23 protein-coding genes are annotated in these 20,513 nt (G+C 55.5%); 12 read left to right on the top strand and 11 right to left on the bottom strand.

Going from position 1 to position 20,513, the window contains the following annotated elements:
- Positions 1-39 precede the first annotated feature (39 nt).
- Positions 40-1,401 carry a glycine cleavage T C-terminal barrel domain-containing protein gene (locus tag QLQ17_RS05605; protein ID WP_283208559.1) on the bottom strand — a complete coding sequence of 454 codons (1,362 nt, stop codon included), beginning with the start codon at positions 1,399-1,401 and terminating at the stop codon, positions 40-42.
- A 120-nt stretch (positions 1,402-1,521) separates the two neighbouring features.
- Positions 1,522-1,914: a DUF2784 domain-containing protein gene (locus QLQ17_RS05600; RefSeq protein WP_502867351.1), complete on the bottom strand. Its 393-nt coding sequence runs from the start codon at positions 1,912-1,914 to the stop codon at positions 1,522-1,524.
- Between the two features lie 186 nt (positions 1,915-2,100).
- On the opposite strand from QLQ17_RS05600, the gene QLQ17_RS05595 reads away from it, so the two are divergent.
- The 3 genes from QLQ17_RS05595 to QLQ17_RS05585 are packed head-to-tail and all read left to right on the top strand — an operon-like array spanning position 2,101 to position 8,717.
- Positions 2,101-2,913 carry a gamma-glutamylcyclotransferase family protein gene (locus QLQ17_RS05595; RefSeq protein WP_502867350.1) on the top strand — a complete coding sequence of 271 codons (813 nt, stop codon included), beginning with the start codon at positions 2,101-2,103 and terminating at the stop codon, positions 2,911-2,913.
- 9 nt (positions 2,914-2,922) lie between these two features.
- Positions 2,923-3,651: an MBL fold metallo-hydrolase gene (locus QLQ17_RS05590; RefSeq protein ID WP_283208556.1), complete on the top strand. Its 729-nt coding sequence runs from the start codon at positions 2,923-2,925 to the stop codon at positions 3,649-3,651.
- Between the two features lie 23 nt (positions 3,652-3,674).
- On the top strand, positions 3,675-8,717 hold the full coding sequence (locus tag QLQ17_RS05585; protein WP_283208555.1) for a diguanylate cyclase: 5,043 nt from the start codon (positions 3,675-3,677) through the stop codon (positions 8,715-8,717).
- Between the two features lie 2 nt (positions 8,718-8,719).
- On the opposite strand, the gene QLQ17_RS05580 is transcribed toward QLQ17_RS05585, so the two are convergent.
- Together QLQ17_RS05580 and QLQ17_RS05575 are read right to left on the bottom strand one after the other, a co-directional pair.
- Complete coding sequence (locus QLQ17_RS05580) at positions 8,720-9,820, bottom strand: mandelate racemase/muconate lactonizing enzyme family protein (RefSeq protein ID WP_283208554.1); 1,101 nt, start codon at positions 9,818-9,820, stop codon at positions 8,720-8,722.
- A 91-nt stretch (positions 9,821-9,911) separates the two neighbouring features.
- Positions 9,912-10,289, bottom strand: coding sequence for a DUF2750 domain-containing protein (locus tag QLQ17_RS05575; RefSeq protein ID WP_283208553.1), 378 nt, complete (start codon positions 10,287-10,289; stop codon positions 9,912-9,914).
- Positions 10,290-10,411: 122 nt separating this feature from the next.
- On the opposite strand from QLQ17_RS05575, the gene QLQ17_RS05570 reads away from it, so the two are divergent.
- Positions 10,412-10,825 carry a DUF2721 domain-containing protein gene (locus tag QLQ17_RS05570; RefSeq protein WP_283208552.1) on the top strand — a complete coding sequence of 138 codons (414 nt, stop codon included), beginning with the start codon at positions 10,412-10,414 and terminating at the stop codon, positions 10,823-10,825.
- On the opposite strand, the gene QLQ17_RS05565 is transcribed toward QLQ17_RS05570, so the two are convergent.
- Complete coding sequence (locus QLQ17_RS05565; RefSeq protein ID WP_283208551.1) at positions 10,764-11,702, bottom strand: homocysteine S-methyltransferase family protein; 939 nt, start codon at positions 11,700-11,702, stop codon at positions 10,764-10,766. The genes QLQ17_RS05570 and QLQ17_RS05565 overlap by 62 nt on opposite strands.
- 106 nt (positions 11,703-11,808) lie before the next feature.
- Between QLQ17_RS05565 and QLQ17_RS05560 the strand changes: the two genes are divergently transcribed.
- Positions 11,809-12,486: a hypothetical protein gene (locus QLQ17_RS05560; RefSeq protein WP_283208550.1), complete on the top strand. Its 678-nt coding sequence runs from the start codon at positions 11,809-11,811 to the stop codon at positions 12,484-12,486.
- Here QLQ17_RS05560 and QLQ17_RS05555 read toward each other — a convergent pair.
- Positions 12,483-12,818 carry a hypothetical protein gene (locus tag QLQ17_RS05555; protein WP_283208549.1) on the bottom strand — a complete coding sequence of 112 codons (336 nt, stop codon included), beginning with the start codon at positions 12,816-12,818 and terminating at the stop codon, positions 12,483-12,485. The two genes, QLQ17_RS05560 and QLQ17_RS05555, sit on opposite strands and share 4 nt — an antisense overlap.
- A 108-nt stretch (positions 12,819-12,926) precedes the next feature.
- Between QLQ17_RS05555 and QLQ17_RS05550 the strand changes: the two genes are divergently transcribed.
- The 3 genes from QLQ17_RS05550 to QLQ17_RS05540 all read left to right on the top strand — a co-directional run bounded on the left by QLQ17_RS05550 (position 12,927) and on the right by QLQ17_RS05540 (position 14,087).
- A complete protein-coding gene (locus QLQ17_RS05550) occupies positions 12,927-13,388 on the top strand; it encodes a YchJ family protein (RefSeq protein WP_283208548.1) in 462 nt (153 codons plus the stop codon).
- Positions 13,389-13,495: 107 nt separating this feature from the next.
- The gene (locus tag QLQ17_RS05545; protein ID WP_283208547.1) at positions 13,496-13,720 is read left to right on the top strand and encodes a hypothetical protein; all 225 of its coding nucleotides are present in this window, start codon (positions 13,496-13,498) and stop codon (positions 13,718-13,720) included.
- 40 nt (positions 13,721-13,760) lie between these two features.
- Positions 13,761-14,087 carry a 2OG-Fe(II) oxygenase gene (locus QLQ17_RS05540; RefSeq protein ID WP_283208546.1) on the top strand — a complete coding sequence of 109 codons (327 nt, stop codon included), beginning with the start codon at positions 13,761-13,763 and terminating at the stop codon, positions 14,085-14,087.
- Between the two features lie 9 nt (positions 14,088-14,096).
- Here the strand turns inward: QLQ17_RS05540 and QLQ17_RS05535 are convergent, their stop codons facing one another.
- The 4 genes from QLQ17_RS05535 to QLQ17_RS05520 form a co-directional block, all read right to left on the bottom strand.
- The gene (locus QLQ17_RS05535; RefSeq protein ID WP_283208545.1) at positions 14,097-14,456 is read right to left on the bottom strand and encodes a rhodanese-like domain-containing protein; all 360 of its coding nucleotides are present in this window, start codon (positions 14,454-14,456) and stop codon (positions 14,097-14,099) included.
- 24 nt (positions 14,457-14,480) lie between these two features.
- A complete protein-coding gene (locus tag QLQ17_RS05530) occupies positions 14,481-15,044 on the bottom strand; it encodes a nucleoside deaminase (protein ID WP_283208544.1) in 564 nt (187 codons plus the stop codon).
- A 65-nt stretch (positions 15,045-15,109) separates the two neighbouring features.
- Positions 15,110-15,289, bottom strand: coding sequence for a hypothetical protein (locus QLQ17_RS05525; RefSeq protein ID WP_283208543.1), 180 nt, complete (start codon positions 15,287-15,289; stop codon positions 15,110-15,112).
- 80 nt (positions 15,290-15,369) lie between these two features.
- Complete coding sequence (locus tag QLQ17_RS05520) at positions 15,370-16,059, bottom strand: SDR family oxidoreductase (RefSeq protein ID WP_283208542.1); 690 nt, start codon at positions 16,057-16,059, stop codon at positions 15,370-15,372.
- Between the two features lie 167 nt (positions 16,060-16,226).
- Between QLQ17_RS05520 and QLQ17_RS05515 the strand changes: the two genes are divergently transcribed.
- Both QLQ17_RS05515 and QLQ17_RS05510 read left to right on the top strand, forming a co-directional pair.
- The gene (locus QLQ17_RS05515; RefSeq protein WP_283208541.1) at positions 16,227-17,180 is read left to right on the top strand and encodes a hypothetical protein; all 954 of its coding nucleotides are present in this window, start codon (positions 16,227-16,229) and stop codon (positions 17,178-17,180) included.
- Positions 17,181-17,248: 68 nt separating this feature from the next.
- Entirely contained in the window at positions 17,249-18,160 is a 912-nt protein-coding gene (locus QLQ17_RS05510; RefSeq protein ID WP_283208540.1) for a patatin-like phospholipase family protein, read from the top strand.
- Positions 18,161-18,167: 7 nt separating this feature from the next.
- Here the strand turns inward: QLQ17_RS05510 and QLQ17_RS05505 are convergent, their stop codons facing one another.
- Positions 18,168-18,623 (bottom strand): GatB/YqeY domain-containing protein, encoded by a 456-nt coding sequence (locus QLQ17_RS05505; RefSeq protein WP_283208539.1) that lies wholly within the window; start codon positions 18,621-18,623, stop codon positions 18,168-18,170.
- Between the two features lie 146 nt (positions 18,624-18,769).
- Here QLQ17_RS05505 and QLQ17_RS05500 point away from each other — a divergent pair, with 146 nt between their 5' ends.
- Complete coding sequence (locus QLQ17_RS05500) at positions 18,770-19,438, top strand: glutathione S-transferase (RefSeq protein WP_283208538.1); 669 nt, start codon at positions 18,770-18,772, stop codon at positions 19,436-19,438.
- A gap of 216 nt (positions 19,439-19,654) precedes the next feature.
- Positions 19,655-20,473, top strand: a complete 819-nt coding sequence (locus QLQ17_RS05495; RefSeq protein WP_283208537.1) for a transporter substrate-binding domain-containing protein — start codon at positions 19,655-19,657, stop codon at positions 20,471-20,473.
- Positions 20,474-20,513: the final 40 nt, after the last annotated feature.

Below are 20,513 nucleotides of genomic sequence, written 5' to 3'. Positions count from 1 at the left end.
CGGGTTGGCAGAAATCCGCCCTCCGCCCGGCCGGTTTTGCTAGTCGGCGAAGTCGATACCCTTCGCCCTGGCCCGTTCCCGGGCATTGGGGTTCACCGATGGCCGGAAAGGTACTTCCACGACCTCTGCCTCAACCGCGGTTGAGCCATCCGCAGCGGCATACTCCACCGGCAGGTGAACGGTGAGTCGAGTCCCGATATCACGCATATCGAAGGGCACATAGCCCAACCCGATATTCGTTTGCAGTTCAGGCGAATACCAGGGAGACGTGACATACCCCAGAGCCTCACCACCGCCGGCACCGCTGATCAGCCAGAAATCGTTGGCATAGTCAGTGACCTGGCCTCCACCAAATCGGATACCCACCATGATGTGACTGAACGGTGGATGCCCTGCATCCATCTGTTCGCGGACCTTCTCAAGTTTCTGCTTACCGATGTAGTCCGCCTCTTTGTTGCGTGGCACCTGATACGCCAGGTTGCATTGGAATGGCAGGGTCTCCTGATCTATATCCTGGCCCCAGGACAGAATGCCCGCAGCAATACGACGATGATGAGCTGGCGCAATCACGCGCAGTTTATGAGGCTCACCCGCAGCCAATACGCTGTACCAGAGATCTTCGGCGTACTTGGTCGCTTCCTTGAGATAGATCTCATAGCCTTTCTCACCAGTGAAGCCAGTCTGCGAAACGATGACATCACGACCCGCCACCTTGCCTTCCATCAAGCCGTAGTAGGGCAAATCCCTGACCGCCTCACCAAACAGATCCGCCATCAGTGCTTCGGATTTCGGGCCCTGGATCTGCACCGGTGCCACATCGATTTCCGCGATGGTAACGTCAAATCCCATGCCCAGATTGACGCCCCGCAGCCAGAGCTCCAGATCGCTGTCGGACAGGGAGAACCAGAATTCATCCTCAGCCACACGCAGCAGCACCGGGTCATTGAGGATGCCACCCTCCTCGTTGCAAAGGATGACGTACTTGCCACGCATCGGATGGATCTTAGTGGCGTCCCGCGTGATCACATAGTTCACGAAACGCTCGGCATCCGGTCCTTTCACCTGAATTTGACGCTCTACGGCCACGTTCCACATGGTGACGTCGTGAATCAGCGATTCGTACTCCAGCATGGCGCCGCCGTCTTCCGGACGAATGTAACCACGGGGGTGATACATGCGGTTATACACCGTGGCGCGCCAGCAGCCAGCCTCGTAGGCCAGATGCCAGTAGGGGGACTTGCGAACCCGGGTAGAAATCAGCATCTCTACCGGCGTTGGCCCCGACTGGCGCAGATTGATGGGAACCCGACGATCGGACTGATCTACAGAACCGGGCTGACGGGCAGCGCCCGCGCGTTGCTGAGGATAACCAAGAAGTGCTTCTTCGAATTTAACGGCCATTGCTATCTCCCCTCATCGGGTTGTGGATAGCCCTAATGTGGCCCTCTTTGATATTTGCAGATTGAACCAATACGACACGAAAACAACCAAAAACGTCAGAGCGACTCTTGCGCCCATCAATTAACGTTTCGGCCTGACCAAAAACCAGCTCACAAGAACCAGTGCCCCGAACAGGGTATACGCGAATATGAAAACCCAATCTGGGGCGTTGTAATACAGCAGAGACTGCAGCCAGTGCTGAATGAAGGAGCCTTCATAGCCGGCCTGATCTGCCTTTCTCCTCAGCGCCATCTCCCAGGCAGTCAACGGACACAGAACACCCAGCCAGGACTGAATCACCACGATGCCAATCACGATCAGGTGTACCAGCCGAAACCAGACGTTTCGAACCCAACGCCATTGCAGAAAATAGCCAACAAAAGTGGCCAACAGCCCCAGGATGACAAAGGCAACCAGCAGGACGTGAATCACCAGAAGCAGATCTGCAAACAGCAGAAAAAATTGATCATTCAATACTTTCACCTACTTTTTTTCATGCCCCCCTAACCATAGCGAACAGAACGTCTTAAGGAGAGGACTTTGCAGCACACTGACCTCCAGGTGCCCTATGACAAGGACTTTCCGAAAGGAGGTCAGCAGGGTAACCTGTAGCTTTTCTGTTTTTGTGTATATTTGGCAGACAGGCTCGCAACTGGCGCTATGTTTTACTACTTTGGTTTTGGTTCAAACATGAGCATGCTGTCGTTGAAAGCCAAAGGCGTCGAACCTGAGGCATCCTGGCGCGCCGAGCTGCCTGGCTGGCGCCTGCGCTTCAACGTCGAGCATTTTTTTCAGCACGAGGGAGGCGTCGGTAACATCGAATGTACCGATGCGTCACACGACCGGGTGCTCGGCTTATTGCATCTTTGCCACGACAACGCGCTGGAGCTGCTGGATGCTGCTGAAGCGTACGGGCACGGCTATGACCGCATTGAAGTGGAGGTAATTCCCGACGAGCACGTGCCCGGCGAGAGCGATTCGGTCTCTGCGTTAACCTACGTTGGTATGCCACAGTTCATCAATAATCACTGCCGACCCAGCCAGCGCTATCTGAACATCGTGCTTGATGGCGCCCGTCAGGCTCAGTTGGATGAGGATTATATTCAAGACCTGGCCGGTCAACCGATTCATGAAGTGGGGCGCTACCCCGCTTTCTCTCCACCCGAGGGAGATTTTCCTATTTTTGACAAAGACTCGCTGGCCAAACAGCCCCATCTCACGGCACTCTATGGCGCGGTTTTTGATATGTCGCAGGCGCGATCGCTGCACGACTATCTGAAAAGCTTTTTCGGCGGGCGGGACATGACACTCTTCCACCTGAAACGGCTGGACAGCAGCAGTGCAGAGGAAACCATCGACGACATTCGAAATGGACATCTTGATCAGACTCAACAGCGGTACCTGAACACCTACCTCAACGAGTACGCCAGGGAATATCGCTACGTTGGCCGTTATTCCTATCACAAAGACTGAGGAACACCGATGAACCAGACAACAGACACATCCTTTCCACCGGCACTGGCCCATGGTGCCATCGAAGAGGTTTTCCCGGATGTGTTTGTGGTCAGCGGTGCCATGGAAACCGTTCTGATGGAACTGGATTGGCAGTTCAGCCGCAACATGACCATCGTTCGCGAAGGCGACCGGCTCATCCTTATCAACTCTATCCGGCTAAGTGACGAGGGCCTTGCGCAACTCGAGGAGCTCGGCAGAGTGACCGACGTTATTCGCCTGGGGGCACTGCATGGCCGCGATGATGAATTCTATCTCGACCGCTATCAGGCCCAGTACTGGGTCACGCCCGGTCTGGAGGAAGAAGCTGGCTCTGCTGCCAGGGCGATGGCTCCCGACGCTTCCCTGCCGCTGACCGGCGCCAGCCTGTTCCGGTTTGAAACCGCCAATGTCCCGGAAGGGGTCCTTCGACTCGACCGAGAAGGCGGCATTCTGATTGCCTGCGATGCACTCCAGAACTGGCTGCAACCAGACGAGCACTTTTGCGATGCCTCCCGGGAACGGATGGAAGGCATGGGCTTTTTTACCCCGGCCAACGTTGGTCCCGTCTGGATGCAGGCTGCAGAACCGGAAGCCAAGGACTTTAACCGACTCAAGGCTCTGGAGTTCAGGCACGCGCTCTGCGGCCACGGCGAACCCGTTCGTGATAATGCCCACCAGGCATTCAGTGCCACCTTCGACAGGCTATTTCCCAGCTAAGCCCCAGGATCGAGCCGTACCTGATGCAGACCCACATTCAGCTGCCCGATTACAGTCTCAAGTCTTTTCTGTGGCGAAACGCCGGACGGGTGGCTTATCGTGCCGTACGCGAGTCCGACGGCCAGGAAGTGACGGTCGAAACCCTGGATTCGGAATATCCTGATCGCCGGCAAGTGGCTGTCATGCACCATGAGGCCAGCATTGCCCAGCGGCTTGCCGGCATTGAAGGCGTTCGCCCGGTAAATCACATCCTTCAACACGGCAGTGGCAATATTGCACTGATCACTGACCTTTACGAGAGCTCGCTGTCTGCCAGGTTGAATCAGAGTTCCGGAGGTCGTCTGTCCGTCACCGATGTACTGAGCATCGCGCAACGCCTGGTTCAGACCCTGGATGAAGTCCATGCCAGAGAAATCGTCCACAAGGCGATATCGCCTCAGAATGTGCTGATCGACAGCAAGCGCGACCTGCTTGTCCTGTCTGGTTTCAGCATCGCGTCAGAATTGGGACAGGAACAACAGACTCAGGACTTTTCCGGGCATCTGGAAGGCATCCTGCCCTACATGTCTCCGGAACAGACCGGGCGCATGAATCGCAGCCTGGACTACCGATCAGACTACTACTCTGTCGGGGTGTTGTTGTTCGAATTGCTAACCGGCCAACCACCGTTTTATGCAGGTACCACGCTTGAGTGGGTGCATCATCACATCAGCCAATTGCCGCCACAGCCCGATTCCCTGGCGCCTGGCATTCCGAAGCCTGTCTCTGCCATCGTCCTGAAGCTGCTGGCCAAATCCCCCGATGAGCGTTACCAGAGCGGCGAAGGTCTGATGCACGATCTGTCCCGCTGCAGCACCGCCCTGGATCAGGGCCGCATGCCGCAGGACTTCCCCCTGGGCGAACGGGACCACTCACAGAAATTCCTGATACCTCAGGCGCTGTTCGGGCGCGATCGGGAACTTCAACAACTACTGGATCTGTTCGAGCAGGCAGTTCAGGGCCAGACCCGCTTTTGTCTGGTTCATGGCTACTCCGGCGTGGGCAAATCTGCCCTGGTGAATGAGATTGACCGATATCAAATTCGGGAGCGGGGCTTTCTGGTTCAGAGCAAGTTTGACCAGTTTAAACATGGCGAGGCCTACTCAGCGTTGGCCGTGACCTTCCGGGCGCTGGTCCAACAGGTGCTCCTGGAGCCGGAACAGGCCCTGGCGAAATGGCGCACGCGTCTTTCCGATGCGCTTGGGCCCAATGGCGCGCTGATCGTTGACCTGGTACCGGAACTGACCATGATCATTGGCCCGCAGCCGCCGGTGAGCGAGTTGCCGCCGGCCGAAGAACGGAACCGACTGCAACTGGTGCTGACGTCATTCCTGAGAGCGTTCGCCGGAGAAGGCCACCCGGTGGTGCTATTCCTCGACGACTTGCAATGGAGCGACAAGCCGACGCTGGAACTGTTGCGACGCATCGTCACCTCACGGGATCAGAGTCACCTGCTGCTGATCGGCGCGTACCGCAGCAATGAAGTAGGGCCGGGCCACCCGCTACGGTTATTGCTGGAAGATCTGGACAATCATCAGCGCATTCACCAGATCCCGGTGGGCCCGCTGGATCAGAAATCGGTGGCGAATCTGGTCGCAGACACTCTTCGCTGTCATCCGGACAATTGTCTGAATCTGAGCGACATGTTGTTCCACCGTGCGCGAGGCAACCCGTTCTTCACCAATGAACTCCTGCGCCAGCTCTACTCTCAGGGCGCGATCTGGTCTGATTCTGAGACCGGCAGATTCCAGTGGCAGCTGGACCAGACCGGCTGGGAGGAGGCCAGCCTGGACGTGGTCGAGTTCATGTTGGAGAACCTGCGACAGCTGCCGGACAACACCCAGAGAGTGCTGCAACTTGCCGCCTGCATCGGCAATACCTTCGACTTGCAGACTCTGGCGAACATCTACGAAAAGTCCCTGGCCGAGACCGCAAGAGCACTGCTTCCGGCGCTCAAGCAATACACCATACTGCCTTTGCACGGCGATTATCGCCTGGCCAGCCACAGGGATGACAGCCTGACGATCAACCCCAATTATCGCTTCCAGCACGACCGGGTTCAGCAAGCCGCGTATGGATTGATCGCATCGGAGGATCTGCCACGCATGCATCTTTCGGTGGGGCGGCTCATGCTGCAGCACAACGAGGGTGTGGTTCCAAACGATCAGGTGATCGATATCGCCAACCACCTGAACAAGGGACGAACCCTGATTGATTCCGGGCAGGAGCACCTGCAACTGGCTGAACTGAACCTTCGTGCCGGCGCCCGTGCCCGCCATTCTTCAGCCTATGAAGCCGCATTGAACTACCTGCTGATTGCCGAAGAACAGTTACCGGAGACCCCCTGGACGCAACTGCCAGAATTAATGACGGACATGGCCGCGGAGATGCAGCTATGCCTTTACCTCACCGGCAGAATTGACGAAGCCGACCGCTGGCTGCAACAGATGTTGGACCACGCGGAATCCGATCTTCACCGGGCTGACATTCTGGCCATTCGCACCCGGCAGAATGCAACGCTCGGCCGCATGAGCGAATCCATTCACGCGGCGATCGAGGGGCTGGCGTTAGTGGGTATCGACTTCAGCGAACACCCCACTCAAGCGGATATCGATACCGAACGCGAGCGGGTCGAAGAATATCTGGCAGGTCGCAACATTGCAGACCTGGTGGATGCGCCGATCATCGAGGATACCGCGACCCTGACAGCCATGCGCCTGCTGATGGAGATATTTGCCGCCGCGTTCCTGTCGGGCAGCAAGATATTCAGCTACCTGGTGCTCAAGGCCGTTAATCTGGCGCTGCACAAAGGCAACTGTCCCGAATCTGCCTTTGCCTATGCGGCTTATGGGATGCTGCTGTGCGGAGAGCTGGATGAGCCGGCTCTGGGTTATCAATACGGCAAGGTCGGGCTGGCCATTAATGACCGGCTGGATGACCTGAGCCTGCGGGCGCGTGTGATCTATGTGTACGCCATGTTTGTGCATCACTGGAGCAACAACTGGGCGACGCTGACGCCCTTGTTCCGCAAAGGGATTGAGGCGGGCTATCAGTCTGGCGACCTGCTTTATCTTGCATACAGCGCGCAGGACTGTGTGATCTGGGACCCCAGTCTGGATCTGGAAACGGCTCGCCGACAGCATCAGGAAAACCTGGAAATCGTACGCGAATGCGCCTATCAGGACTCTCTCGATTCGGGCATGCTGTTTCTGCAAATGCAGCGTAACTTGCTTGGCGAAACCCACTCGGCGGACAGTCTGAGCAGCGACGACTTCAGCGAACAGCAATGCCTTGATGATATGAGCGAACGCCAGTTCATGACAGGCATCGCCAACCACAACATCTACAGCGCTGAGATCAACCTGCTCTACAACGACTATGATCGGGCTCGGCATTTTGTCCACAAGCAGGACACGCTGATCAAATCCGCCATGTCACTGCCCCAGCTGGCACGTTTCTACATTGTCGCTAATTTAACGCTCACCGCCCTTTACCCATCGATGGACAAATCAGAGCAGCGCACAACCCGGAAACGACTGGAAGACGACCTGGCGCGAATGACTCGATGGGCCGACAACTGCGAAGCAAACTTCCGCCATCTTCAACACCTGATGATGGCCGAGCTAGCCTGCCTCGATGGGGACCAGAACGCTGCCCTCGCCTATTACGATGCGGCCATCGACGGCGCCAGAAATCACCGATTTCTTCGTGACGAAGCCATCGCTTATGAGCGCGCTGCAAGATACCTGCTCACCATCGGTCGAGGGCGATCCGCTGAAGGTTACCTGCGGGGTGCACTGGGCATGTACAACCGCTGGGGCGCCCACCGTAAGGCTGGCATGCTTCAAGAGGAATTCCCGGTACTGCGTGAACTAAGCACAACGGCGGCAAAGCCAGCTTGCGGCCAGCTTACCGACCTGGATCTGGCATCGGTGATGCGGGCGTCGCGGGAAATTTCTGGCGAAATGATGCTGGATCAGTTACTGCAAAAAACACTAAACATTCTGCTGCAGAACGCAGGTGGCCAGTGGGGCTGCGTGATTGTTCGTGAAAAGGGCCAGTGCGTGATCGAAGCGGCGGTTCTTCCTGAGAGAGCCCAACACACCACCGATATCCCCGGGCATTTTGTGCTGGGGGATCGCAGCGGCAACGACATCCCAGTTCCGATGAGCATCATCAGCCAGGTGTTTCAGAGGGACGAAGCGATCGTGCTTCACAACGCCAGTATGGATGGTCCGTTTATTAACGATCCTTACACGATCAATCGCAAACCGCGATCGGTACTCTGTGTGCCAGTCAACCGAGAGCACATCGAAGCCGCGGTTTACATGGAAAATAACCTCGCCGATGGTGTGTTTACCGAAGCACGGGTAGAGCTGATACAGCTGTTGGCCGCTCAGGCGTCGGTTGCTATCGAAAATGCCAGCCTGTATGCCCAGATTCAGGACTACACCTTCCTGCTGGAAGAGAAGGTAACGGAACGAACCGCCGAACTGGAAGCCCTCAACGAAGAACTTCAGCGCCTGGCGGATCGTGATGGTCTCACCGGTGTCGCCAACCGACGCTCAGGAGATGCATACCTCCATGATACCTGGTTGCGCCAGCGCCGACAGCAGCAGCCCTTGTCAGTGATCATGCTGGATGTTGATCACTTCAAGGCCTACAACGACTCTTATGGCCACCAGAAAGGCGACGATTGCCTGACCAGGATTGCCGAAACGCTCAAAAGCCAGATGCAACGCTCCGCCGACATGGTCGCACGCTACGGGGGCGAAGAATTCATGCTGATTCTTCCCAACACCGATAAAGAAGGTGCCATTCGGGTCGCGGAAAACGTCCGGTTGGCCATCGAGAGCGCTGGCATCGAACATGGGTTTTCCGACACCAGTGACCGGGTAACCGCTAGCGTCGGCGGTGCCACCATGATTCCGGATGATCAAAACAGTGTGGAAGAACTGGTTTCGGCCGCCGATCAGGCTATGTACAAGGCCAAGCGAAGCGGCAGAAACCGGGTTCGTTTCGCCTGACCCTACTCGTAGACATCCCGCATAGTCAGCAGCGTGAAGTCCGGTGTAACACCCAACCCCGGTCGATCGCTCAGCCACATACGCCCGTCCATCACTTCGGGTCCACCAGAAGCCAGCTGGAGCGTGTTGTAATTGTGCAAGTCGGTTGTGTTCAGCAGTGCCCTGGGTGATGTACTGGCCGCCAGGTGAGCATAGGCAGCGGTCGCAATGCCGCTGCCCCAGGCGTCTTCAATGGTCATGGGTATGCCCGCGTCCGAGCAGACGTCCCGAATGATCCGGGATGGGGTCAACCCGCCGAACTTGCTGACTTTAAGAGCGATGGCATCCATGGCATCGTCTTTCAAACCACGCTGAAGTTCGTTCAGGGTATTGAAAGCCTCATCCAGCTTGACCGGATGCTTCCCGCGTCGCCTGAAAGACAAACACTCTTCGTAAGTTCTGCATGGCTGCTCAAGATAGATATCAACGTCTTCAATGGCCTTCGAAAAACGCAGCGCCTGATCGCGCCGCCAGGCAGCATTGATATCCCCAATCCACAGCTCATCGGGCTGCTTGAGTCTGCTGAGTCTTAGGATCAGGTCAATGTCTTCTTCGACCTCATGCCCCAGCTTGATCTGAATATGCCGAAAGCCCTCTGCGCGATAAAGGCGGAGTGATTCTTCCATTTCTTCGGGCTCGGCAAGCGGAACAATGCGATGCAGTGGCATCGAGGGGGACTGAAGCCCGCCTAGCAGCGTGTATACCGGCAGCCCCGTGGCCTTCCCCAGAAGATCCCAGCACGCAAGGTCAATCGCAGCCTTGGCGACCGAATGCCCCGTGAGCGCCTGGTTCATGCGTTCCTGAATCACCGACACGTCCCTGGGATCCTGGCCAAGCACACTGGGAGCCAGCAGAGACAAACAAGAGGGTATCCCTTCTGCAAAGGCCGCCATATAGTTGGGCCCGCAGGGACAGACTTCGCCATACCCCTCAATGCCCGTGTCCGTAGCCAGGACGACCACCGTGGTTTCAAATACCTGATGCGAACGTCCACCGGCAAAGGCATAGGCTTTGCCGGTATATTCCAGGTTCGCGGTATAGACAGAAATCTGCTTAATGCGCATAACGGCGCAGCCTGTTGTAATTGAGCCTATAACAAATCTAGTTCAGCGACGCGTGAATAGACAGGAGCGCTTCAAGTTGCCGAATTTCTTTCTAGAAAAGATCGTCCTGAAGGTCGCGCTTGAGTTCTTCGGGTTCGGTAATCCAGAGTTCTCCGTCCAATCCTGGCAGCACACCGATTTCAAGCCCGTCTTTGGTCAGGCCAGGCACCCACTTCCTGAAGAAATCAGGTAAAGAGAGACTTTTAGGGGATAATTCTGTCGAATGTTCTGCGTACTCAGAGGCCAATTCGGCACATGGCCAGACAGGAAGGTAAGCCACACCATCCTCCTCCGACACGATTTTCAGGAACTGGTTGTCTGCATTCACCAGAATCCAGATTTCCCGTTCCTCAAGAACCTGTGTGAGGAAAAAGTCGTAGCGTTCCTCGCCGTCCATGTCGAGAATGTCGTTGATCTGTTCTCTGTTCATATTCAGGCATCGCTATTTGGTTTGGCTTTGGGAAGGAAGACAGGTCGAATCCTGCTATATTGAAGTACACCTATTTCGGGCAGAAAAGAACACATCAAGAGGCCCAGATCAAGGAGTATGCGTTGACGCTGACCACCCCTGCCCTGCTATTTCCTGCCATTTCCCTGCTGTTGCTGGCCTACACCAATCGTTTTCTGGTGCTGGCCCAGCTGATCAGGCAGCTCAAGCAGATGGATACTGAGGAAGACCACAACCTTATCGCCAGGCAGATCAGCATGCTTCGAAAACGAATTGTCCTGACCAAACGCATGCAAACTTACGGCGTACTCAGCTTTTTCCTTTGTACCGTATCCATGTTCATCGTGTTTCTTGGCGGTGATCTGACGGGTGCCATCGCCTTCGGCATCAGTCTCGTGCTGCTATCAATTTCGTTGCTTTATTCGCTGTATGAAATTGTCATCTCAACAAATGCCATCAACGTTGAGCTTGAAAGCTTCGAGGCCCGGAAGCAGTGCGCGCCAACCGGGAAAAGCTGATCAGGTCATAGTCCTGTCGCAGGCTATTCGCCAGGTGTCGAATGTGCTCGGGCGTGATTTCGCAACAACCACCGACAACCACGGCGCCATCGTCGAGCCACTGCCTTACAGCTCGAGTATAGCTCGCAGGATTAACGTCCGCCCGCGCCTCCAGAGAATCCACCAGTCCACCCTTCGCGACATCCTCGACCGACTCGAAAGCATTGGCATACCCACCGGCTATGGGATATCGGGCCACCAGCTGAGGCATGGCCGCGTTCAGAATCTCCAAGTCACAACAATTAAGCATCACGGCGTCGGGGGAATAATCGGCAACCGCAGCCACGGCTTCCGCCAATGTCTCACCAGACTTGAGATACCCGTTCACTTCCACACGAAATGACACGCCAAAGGGTTTTCCCAGGGCCTGGGCGGCGGCGCAGGCGGCTCTGGCTTCCAGAGTGTTGGTCATGGTTTCAATCAGGAAAACATCGGCCGATTCTTGCAATGACACCAATGTGGCGTACTCATTCTGCAAGTCCTGAAACGTTCGCTCCGGCTGACCCTGATAACTTGCGGCCAACGGCGGCAGGCAACCAGCAATATCCACATCGATACCGGTGTCGTCGATTGCCTGTTGCAGCGCCTGGAACGCCTTTTGGTGAATCGTCGTAATCTGGTCATGAATTCCCGCCCGGTCCAGACGGGTTGGCGTAGCAGCGTAGGTATTCAGGGTCAGAGTTTTGGCCCCGGCCCGGATAAAATCGGCGTGCACATCCTGTACGACATCCGGCTGCTCAAGCATCACCGCAACAGACCACAGCGGAGAGCTGACATTCCGGGCACGCCGATAGATTTCCTGGCCAAGGCCACCGTCAAGCAAAGCAACCGATGTCATCGTGGGTTTTCTCCTAATTAGGAACATAGTATCTCGACGCCGTATTCCCGGCGATAAGATACTACAGTGTGTTATATCCATACGTAAGATTGCCGAGCAGACTGCCATGGCGGACCATCGTTATCTCCAACTCTGGTGGCTGGCTCTAGCGGCCAGCCTGCTGCCGCTGCTGACGATCCACGTGACTCTGGCGGTGTCGATTATTCAGGGCTTCGTCGAACCCTGCGTGCCCTACTGGGACAGCTGCACCAGCATCAGCCGCACTGGGCGCCACGGAACGTCCTACTTCATTTTCAAGGGCGCCATGCTGCCGGCTGCCCTGCTGGGCATCGCTCTGTGGGGGCTGAGCGGACGCTGGCTCCGGCAGTTGGGCATTCACAGCATAGGGGCAGCCTGGCTTCCCTGGCTGGGTTTCATTGCCAGCGCATCGCTCGGAGCCTACACGCTGGCGCTGGGCCATGAGGGCGAAGGGTTCAATCTCGTTCGCCGTACTGGTGTAGTGCTGTATTTTTCACTGACCTACATCTGCGAATTACTGATCAGCGCCGGCCTGCGCAGCCATCCACAGTGGAGGGAAACCGGCGAGAAATTGATGAGGCTTTGCCTGGTGACGCTCAGTGTGGGCATTCTGTCGGTGATCATTGACGGTGTAGCGCCAAACTTTCACGACCAGATCGATGATGCCTTTGAATGGATTCTCGCCTTCCTGATCAACGCCCATGCGCTCTGGCTTGCGTTGCTCTGGCGCCGCAGCGGTTACTGCGTTCGGTTCTGGGCGCGTTAGCCTTCGGATCCCGGCAGGCACACTTTTTTGCTGCGCTCCGAAAGCCTTGCCCACTTCTTACCGCTGTTGTTGCGGACTTTCCTGAGATAACCGGACACATCGGAAAAATGCTTCTGGTTGGCGCCGAGCTTCACGGCTTCTTCCTTGTGAAGTCCTGACAGGTAGCCCAGGGCCTGACGTCCATCGTCTTCTTCATCCAGGGTCTGGCTGACCATGGCCAGATGGGAATGGCAGAAGATATGAAGATTTCGTTTATCAACATCCGTTTCCTGGGCCAGCGAATGCTGAGCAAACAGAGCCAGAAAAACAGACAGGCCGATAATTTTTTTCATGGGAAATGGCTCCCTCAAACAACAGTGAATAGATGGTCAATGATAACCTACGTAACTTGAAGCCTATCGGAGCGTCACTGTAGAGTTTTTACAAGGCAGACGGAACACATGACGGATCAAGACAACTGCCCCTGCGGCAGCAGAAAAGCGTACCAGGATTGCTGCCAGCCACTTCACCAGGGAGAACCGGCATCTTCCCCAGAGGCATTGATGCGCTCCCGGTATGTCGCTTTCTTCCAGAAAAAGACCGACTACCTGATGGACACCTGGCATCCGGACACTCGTCCGGCAACTCTCAGCCTGGAGCAGTCACCGGACTGGACATCGCTCCAAATTCTAGACTCCAGCGAGAACGGCCAAAAAGGCACTGTGCATTTTCGCGCTATTTATCAAGCGGGCAGCGGATGGGGCTATCTGGAGGAAAAATCGGATTTCCTGAAAGAGAGCGGCCGCTGGTATTACCTTGGCGGAGAAACCCGCGAAGGCCAGTTTAAACCTGGCCGCAACGACCCCTGCCCGTGCGGCAGCGGCCGTAAGCACAAAACCTGCTGCTTGAGATTCCGTTCATGACCTTGCCCCCAGCAGGCAAACACTGTGTACGGACGACCATCGTCAGGGCTTGAGCCTAGAATCTGTGAGCCCAGGATTCAAGCGGTATCAGTAGAGTTGGAAGATCAATGACCGAAGAAGAATGGCAGGCAATTCAGGAAGCCATACCGGATGCTCGGGATGGTCTCACCCGCACCGAACGCACCGTGCTGTACGTGCTGAAGCAAACGCAGGAAGAACTCGATAACCGCAATGTTCCAACGGCCATGCTCTATGGGCGAGTGCTGGAATATGTGGACATGAGTGAAGCGGAGCTCCATGTCTACCTGGATCGGTTAGGAGTCCGGGGATGATCAACCACAGAGCCAACTGTTACTATGGAGAAAGAATGTAATGTGTTTTGGAGTTGTGGGCGTGCAGAAAGGAAAGGTAAAAACGCGAATTTTGTTTCGCTCCAGATACCTGAACATCTATTCAGTGCGATACCCCGAGGGACATCGGGTAGTGCCGCATGTGGACATGATCGCCAGCGGTCGCCTGTACAAGCTTAACTATGTGATGTCGAAACCCAAGTCGGGCGGAACGTTCATCTGCGACAAGAACATCTTCAATCTGTTCGGTCGGGTGTACCTGTTTCGCCCTGACCTGTACCAGCATCAAGTGTCTCGTATTGAGAAGGGAAAACGCTGGATTCTCAGCTTTGCACTGACCACAGCCTGATCGCCGGCCCTAGGCAGCGCCGAGGTTCGCGATCAGATCGTCAGCGCTGCAGTCAATGACGCTCACATTCCGAAACCCCATATTCTCCAGTGACGCGGCCGCCAGAGCCGCTCGCCCGCCCGTCGCACAGTGCAAAAGAATGGGCTGCTCAGGATCGCTGGTGTGTTCGGTAATTTTCATTTCCAGGACACCACGAGGGATATTGACTGTGCCTGCGGGGCGTTTTTCAGCAACCTCACCGGGTTCCCTCACATCAATGACCAGAGCCTGGCTTTCTCCAGCCATCAGCTCCTTTGCGGCCTGAGGCGTCAAGCAGTGCGCCGCCGATTTGGCCTCGGCCACAATTTCCTGAAGCGTTTTAAGGCTCATAAAGCGTTCCTCCTGATAGTGGAATCAATTTTTCGGGACAGAGCTCAGCCCTTTCCAGTCTTCAAGATCCTGTTCGGGCTTTTCACGACGAAAACGGGCATACAGTTCAATGCCATGCGAATCCTCGAGAGTATCAACCCTCAGTCCCTTCTGCCGTAACCATTCCTCGTTGCCTGACGCATTCGTCACATCCCCCACAACCACACGACTGAATCCGCGCATGTACAACAAGGTGGCGCAGACGTCACAAGGGCTAAGGCTGGTATAGAGCGTGGTCTGGCTGAAATCGATGCGTCCGGCGTCCCGGATAGCAGAGGTTTCACCGTGGTTATAGGGATGATTTTCCTGAACCAGGGTATTGTGGCCTTTGCCCAGTATCCAGCCCGTCCGGTTGTCCACGATGACGGCACCAATGGGGCAACCGCCCTCGTCATAGCTTTTCTCTGCCAGGAAAACGGCCACTCTCATAAAGTCAGCATCTGCAAACGACTTGCAGAGCGTATCGCTGATTAACGTTCGCAAACTGCCGGTGGGCATATGCGCAATGGCTCTAAGCCCTGCATCGTTGAGCGGTTCAGCTTTGTTCAACAGTGGTTCCATAAACATCCAAGCGGCCCGAAAAATGGATTCAAACGTTCTATTTGGCGCACGCCTCAGCCAAACGCATACCGAAGTAACTGAGCGACCAGCAAAAGCATCAACAGCGGAATAATCCACCTGGAGTATTTGCTGAAGTCCTGACCTTCACTTTTCGGCGCATACTTTTCGATCAGTGGAATCACAACGATCAGGGACAGAAACAGAACGGCAAGGATAATGATCAGGGTTCCCATGGCCTTTCCTTTTCAGACGATGTGACTCTAACGTAACAGAACCGCGGGCGAACGGAACAACCCCGCTCGCCGCCACAAACTCAGTCTTTGATCGGAGGCGTCGGCCTGACCAGTATCTCGTTCACGTCCACATGGGCCGGCTGGGTCAATGAATAGACCACCGCATTGGCGACATCTTCTGGCTTCAGCGCCGTTTCCGGCCGTTCATCAAAGAAGGGCGTGTCGACCATGCCCGGTTCGATCAGAGTCACGCGAATGCCCGTGCCCCGTAGCTCCTCTCGCACGCCATAGCCAATGGCAGACACCGCCCATTTAGTGGCGCTGTACATGGAGCCGGGAATGGTCGCTCGGCCGGCGGCAGACCCCGTCAACAGAAGATGGCCTTTGCTTTCTTTCAGCGCCGGCATGCAGTGTTGAAGCGTGAGCCCTACGCCGTAAATGTTGGTGAGAATCATATCGCGCCAGGCCTCGGTGTCGGCGCCGCTGAACCCGCCCGGCGAACCACCACGGCCCGCATTGGCGAACACCGCGTCGATACGACCGAAGGCTTCAAGGGCCCGATCCACCATGGCTTTCTGATCGTCGTTGCTTTGCACATCACAACGAACCGTAACGACCCTGTCGCTGCCCAGTTCATCCTTCAGCGTCTGCAATTTGTCTTCAGACCTTGCGGCCAACACCAGCCTGTAACCCTGTTTTGCCGCTGCCCGGGCCGTCTCCGCACCAATGCCCGAAGACGCGCCTGTGATCAATAGAACAGGATCCGTCATAACCTTCTCCTTTTTTGACGTTCATGTGCCCACTTATACGCCCCTGGGATCACCTTGAGTCATTAGACATTCCTCTACCGCCTTTACGTCGTTTTTACACGCCTTGACGGACAGCTTGCCCCTTCTTCGCGAAGATACCTGAAACATGATTATAACGGAGCAGACCCATGGTGGATTCGGTAAGAAGCTGCTGGCTGATGCTGGGTATCTTAGTGCTATCAGGGTGCAAGGTTACCGCAGGCACAGAGGATGACTACTATGGCGGCGACGGCCACTATGTCCATGGTCATTTTTACGACGCCAGGGATACGGGTGCCTACTTTCCCGACACCGCCTGGGGCCTTAAACGGGATGCGGCGGCCTGCATCGATGAAACCCTGTACTTCGAAACCGCCAACGAACGGGTTCGAGTCTACGGCTCCCCCGCGTACAGCGAGACCACCTTTCGCGTCACCGCTGCAGAGATGGACAATCGCATCGATCACGTGCTCAGCAAGCTTCGCATGAGCTGGCACGACTTTGTCGCCGAGCGCAGCGCCCATGCTTCTTATCCCGATCAGTTGATCGCCTGCCTCAGCCCGAGAGTCAGTTCCACCGAGCTGTCATCCGCGTCTCTGGCTGCAGTGGCTGTCGCCCCCTATCACAGCGCCTGGCCTTATGATTCCGGCAAGATCTTTACCCACCATCTGGCTCACTACGCCCAGGAAAACCTGAGCCGTTCGGTGGCAGACCACACCCTGCTTCCGCTCTGGTTTGCCGAAGGGCAGGCCCGGATTATTGCCGGCGAACCCGTCGCAGCGCCTTACCAGCACTATGATTACGACCCACTTTGGGACGCCACAGCGTCGCAAGCCGGCACCGCCAGCTACCGCTACGAGCACTATGCGCTAGCCTATCGCTACCTGAAACGGGCTAACGGCACCCTGGCCATGACCCTGTTACTGGATCTGGTTCAGTATATGGACTGGACGGGTGACTACGTTGGCCAAATCGTAACCGGCGAGTCTCTGGCTTTTGTGGAGGCATTCAATGCCATGGATCTGGTGGATCACCGCGGTCAATACCTCAGTTTTGCCCGCTTCCGGGCGGATTATCACGAATTGTTGGAAGCCAGCTACTAAACAGCCAGCAGCAACAAAGTGGTAGAATCGGGGATCACCAAATTTCCGACGTCAACGGACTGCCGCGCATGAAACTCAACCCGTTTAACACCCGAATCGGCCTTGCTCTGGGGGGCGGTGCTGCCAAAGGCATCGCCCATATCGGCGTGCTCAAAGCCTTCGAAGAGGAACAGATTGCCATTCACTGTATTTCGGGAACCAGCGTTGGAGCTCTGGTGGCCAGTTATCACGCGTTCGGCCAGCCCGCAGAATCCATCCTGACCATCGGCTCTACGCTGAACCTCTCGAAAATTCTGAATTTCACTCTGAAAAGCGGTGGCCTGTTCAGCACCAAAGCCATCCGCGACATGGTTCATAAAGACCTTGGCGATGTAAAAATCGAAGATGCAAAGATTCCACTGGCCATCTGCGCCACTGACATTGAAACCGGTGAGCAACTGATTTTCCGCAAAGGCAATCTGGCTGACGCCGTGTGTGCCTCCATGGCGGTGCCTGGTCTGTTCGTACCGGTCGAAATGGATGGCCGGATACTGGTGGATGGCGGGCTTGTCGAGAACGTGCCCATTTCGCCGCTGGCTGGCATGGGTGCAGGCATTACTGTGGCCGTCGATCTAAGCCACGTAAAACGCTATCCAAAGCCAGATGACACACTGGATGTTATCAGCAATGCCATTAACATCGGCATTGACCTCCGAACGCGCAGGCAACTGAAAGCCGCCGACATTGCCGTACCCCTCGATTTAAGCCGGTACAGCCTGATCAACAACGCCGATTGCATCGATGAGCTTTGCGATGAAGGCTACCGCCCGATGAAGAAGAAAATTCAGCGTCTGCTGTGGTACAAGCGCATGAACCTTGTGGTGTACCTAATAAAAGCCGCCGGAAAAGTGCTGCCGTTGAAAATCCCGGAGATAATCCAGGATCTCAAACAGCAGGCTTTCGAACTGCGCAAGCAGGGCTCGCGGAACCGCCAGCCCTGAGTGGAATTCAACCTGCGAGGGCGGCCTTCACTTTCTTGCTCAAATGGCCCATATCTACCCGGCCAAGTACCTGAGGCTTCAATACACCCATCACTTTGCCCATGTCCTGCATGCCCTGGGCATCTGCGGAGCTGATGGCTTCGCGAATCAGCGCATCCAGGTCGTCCTCATTGAGCGCGGCGGGCATGAACTCTTCGATGATGACCATCTCCGCCCGTTCTTTATCCGCCAGCTCCTGACGCCCGGCATCATCGTATTGGGCTGCGGCGTCACGACGCTGCTTGAGCATTTTGTCCAATACCTTCAAAACATCATCGTCTGACAGCTCACGGCGCTCATCGATCTCGATCTGCTTCACCGCTGACTGAGCCATGCGCAGTGTTACAAGCCGGTCTTTATCTTTATTGCGCATCGCATTCTTAACTGCGGTGCTGAGTTGTTCCTTTAAAGATTCGGCAGCCATGGCCTACCTCCTGTTGTATGGATTGGGTGGCTATATGTAACGGAATTACCTTAAAGGTTCAAAGGACTTTTCAAGTGAACCAAATTCCCATTTCAAGACTACATCCCCTTACATTCCCTCTGGTCCAAGGCAAAAGGAGTCTCGCCATGATCACCGTCCATCACCTCAATAACTCCCGGTCTCAACGCGTTCTCTGGATGCTGGAAGAGTTGGAGGTGCCCTATGAAATTCAGCGCTACCAACGCGATCCAGATACCATGCTAGCGCCAGCCAGCCTCAAAAAAGTCCACCCACTGGGCAAGTCACCGGTCATTACCGAAGGGAAGCTGGTGGTGGCGGAATCGGGCGCCATTATTGAGTATCTGGCCCATACTTACGGAAAAAACGCGCTCCTGCCGTCGCCCGGTGGCCAAGCTTGGCTGGATTACACCTACTGGCTGCACTACGCTGAAGGTTCACTGATGCCGCCTTTGGTGATGCGTCTGGTGTTCGAGAAGGTTAAGACCAGCCCGATGCCATTCTTCATCAAGCCTGTTGCCAAGGGCATTTCCGATAAAACTAACGAAGTGTTCATTGGCCCGATGATTAAAACCCACCTGGATTTCATCGAAGCACACTTGGCCCGTAACACCTGGTTTCTGGGAGATACGCTGAGCGCGGCGGACATTCAGATGAGTTTTCCGCTGGAGGCATCAGTCGCCCGCGGAATTGTTGGCAAAGATCGGCCTCACATTAACGCCTGGGTGGAGCGCGTGCACGCACGACCCGCCTACAAAAGAGCGCTCGAGAAAGGTGGGGAGTACGATTTTGCCTGAAATGGATTTCGCTGAAGGTGTCGAAATTTCAGTGGAAAGCGCCTTGTTTTCCGACCGAAAACTGCTAAACCCTTCAATAAGAGTCGAAAAGCCCGTTTAATCGGGAATTTTAGGGATTATCCCTAAAAATTCTCAGTTAGACTTTGTTATGTACAGTGTCAGTGCATATACATATTGCATTTGTAGCCGACAGAAAAATAACCGGAGAAGCAAATTATGATGAAGAAACTAACGGCAATCATCCTTGCTTGCGTTGCGTTCACTTCCATGAACGCGACCGCTGATCAGTTGGACGACGTGATCAAGCGAGGCACCCTGAACTGCGGCGTGGTTCTTGACTTTCCCCCGATGGGTTATCTTGACGAGAACAATGAGCCAGCTGGCTTTGACGTTGATTACTGCAAAGATCTGGCCGAAGCGCTGGGTGTAGACGCAAACATCCTGAACCTGACCTGGGGGGATCGTATTCCTTCTCTGGTTGCCGGCAAAACCGACGTGGTTATCGGCTCGACCTCTGACACACTCGAGCGCGCCAAGTCCGTCGGCTTCACCTACCCGTACTTCGTGTTCAAGTTCCAGGTCATTTCCAACAAGGACAAGAACATCGAGTCCTTCGCTGACCTGAAAAACCTGAAAGTGGGCGCAGCACTGGGCACCACCTACGAAACCGAGTATCTGGCCTATGCCGAGCAGCAGGGCTGGGGCAAAGACAACTACACGTCTTTCAAGTCTGAGAACGATGCCTTCCTTGGCCTGTATCAGGGCAAAGTGGATGCGATCATCTCCACGAACACCAACATCGCGACCAAACTGCAGAGTGACGAATTCTCAGATTTCGAGGCCGGTCCCTACGTGCCTAACTACGACGACGTCGTTGGCATCATTGCCAAGCGCAGTGAAGTGGCGTGGATCAACTACCTGAACTTGTTCCTGATTCGCCAGATCCGTGACGGCAACATGAACGAGGCGTACAACAAGTACTTCGGTTCAGATGCACCTGCCGATCTGATCAAGTCCCTGAGGGACAACAAGTAATTACACAGCCTCTCGTGTAACTGCTTAGAACACTGGCCGG

The organism is Marinobacter sp. CHS3-4 (genome assembly GCF_030053415.1).
Taxonomy (GTDB): Bacteria; Pseudomonadota; Gammaproteobacteria; order Pseudomonadales; family Oleiphilaceae; genus Marinobacter.
Note: the sequence above shows the minus strand (reverse complement) of the source record. Positions and strands in the feature narration are given on the sequence as shown.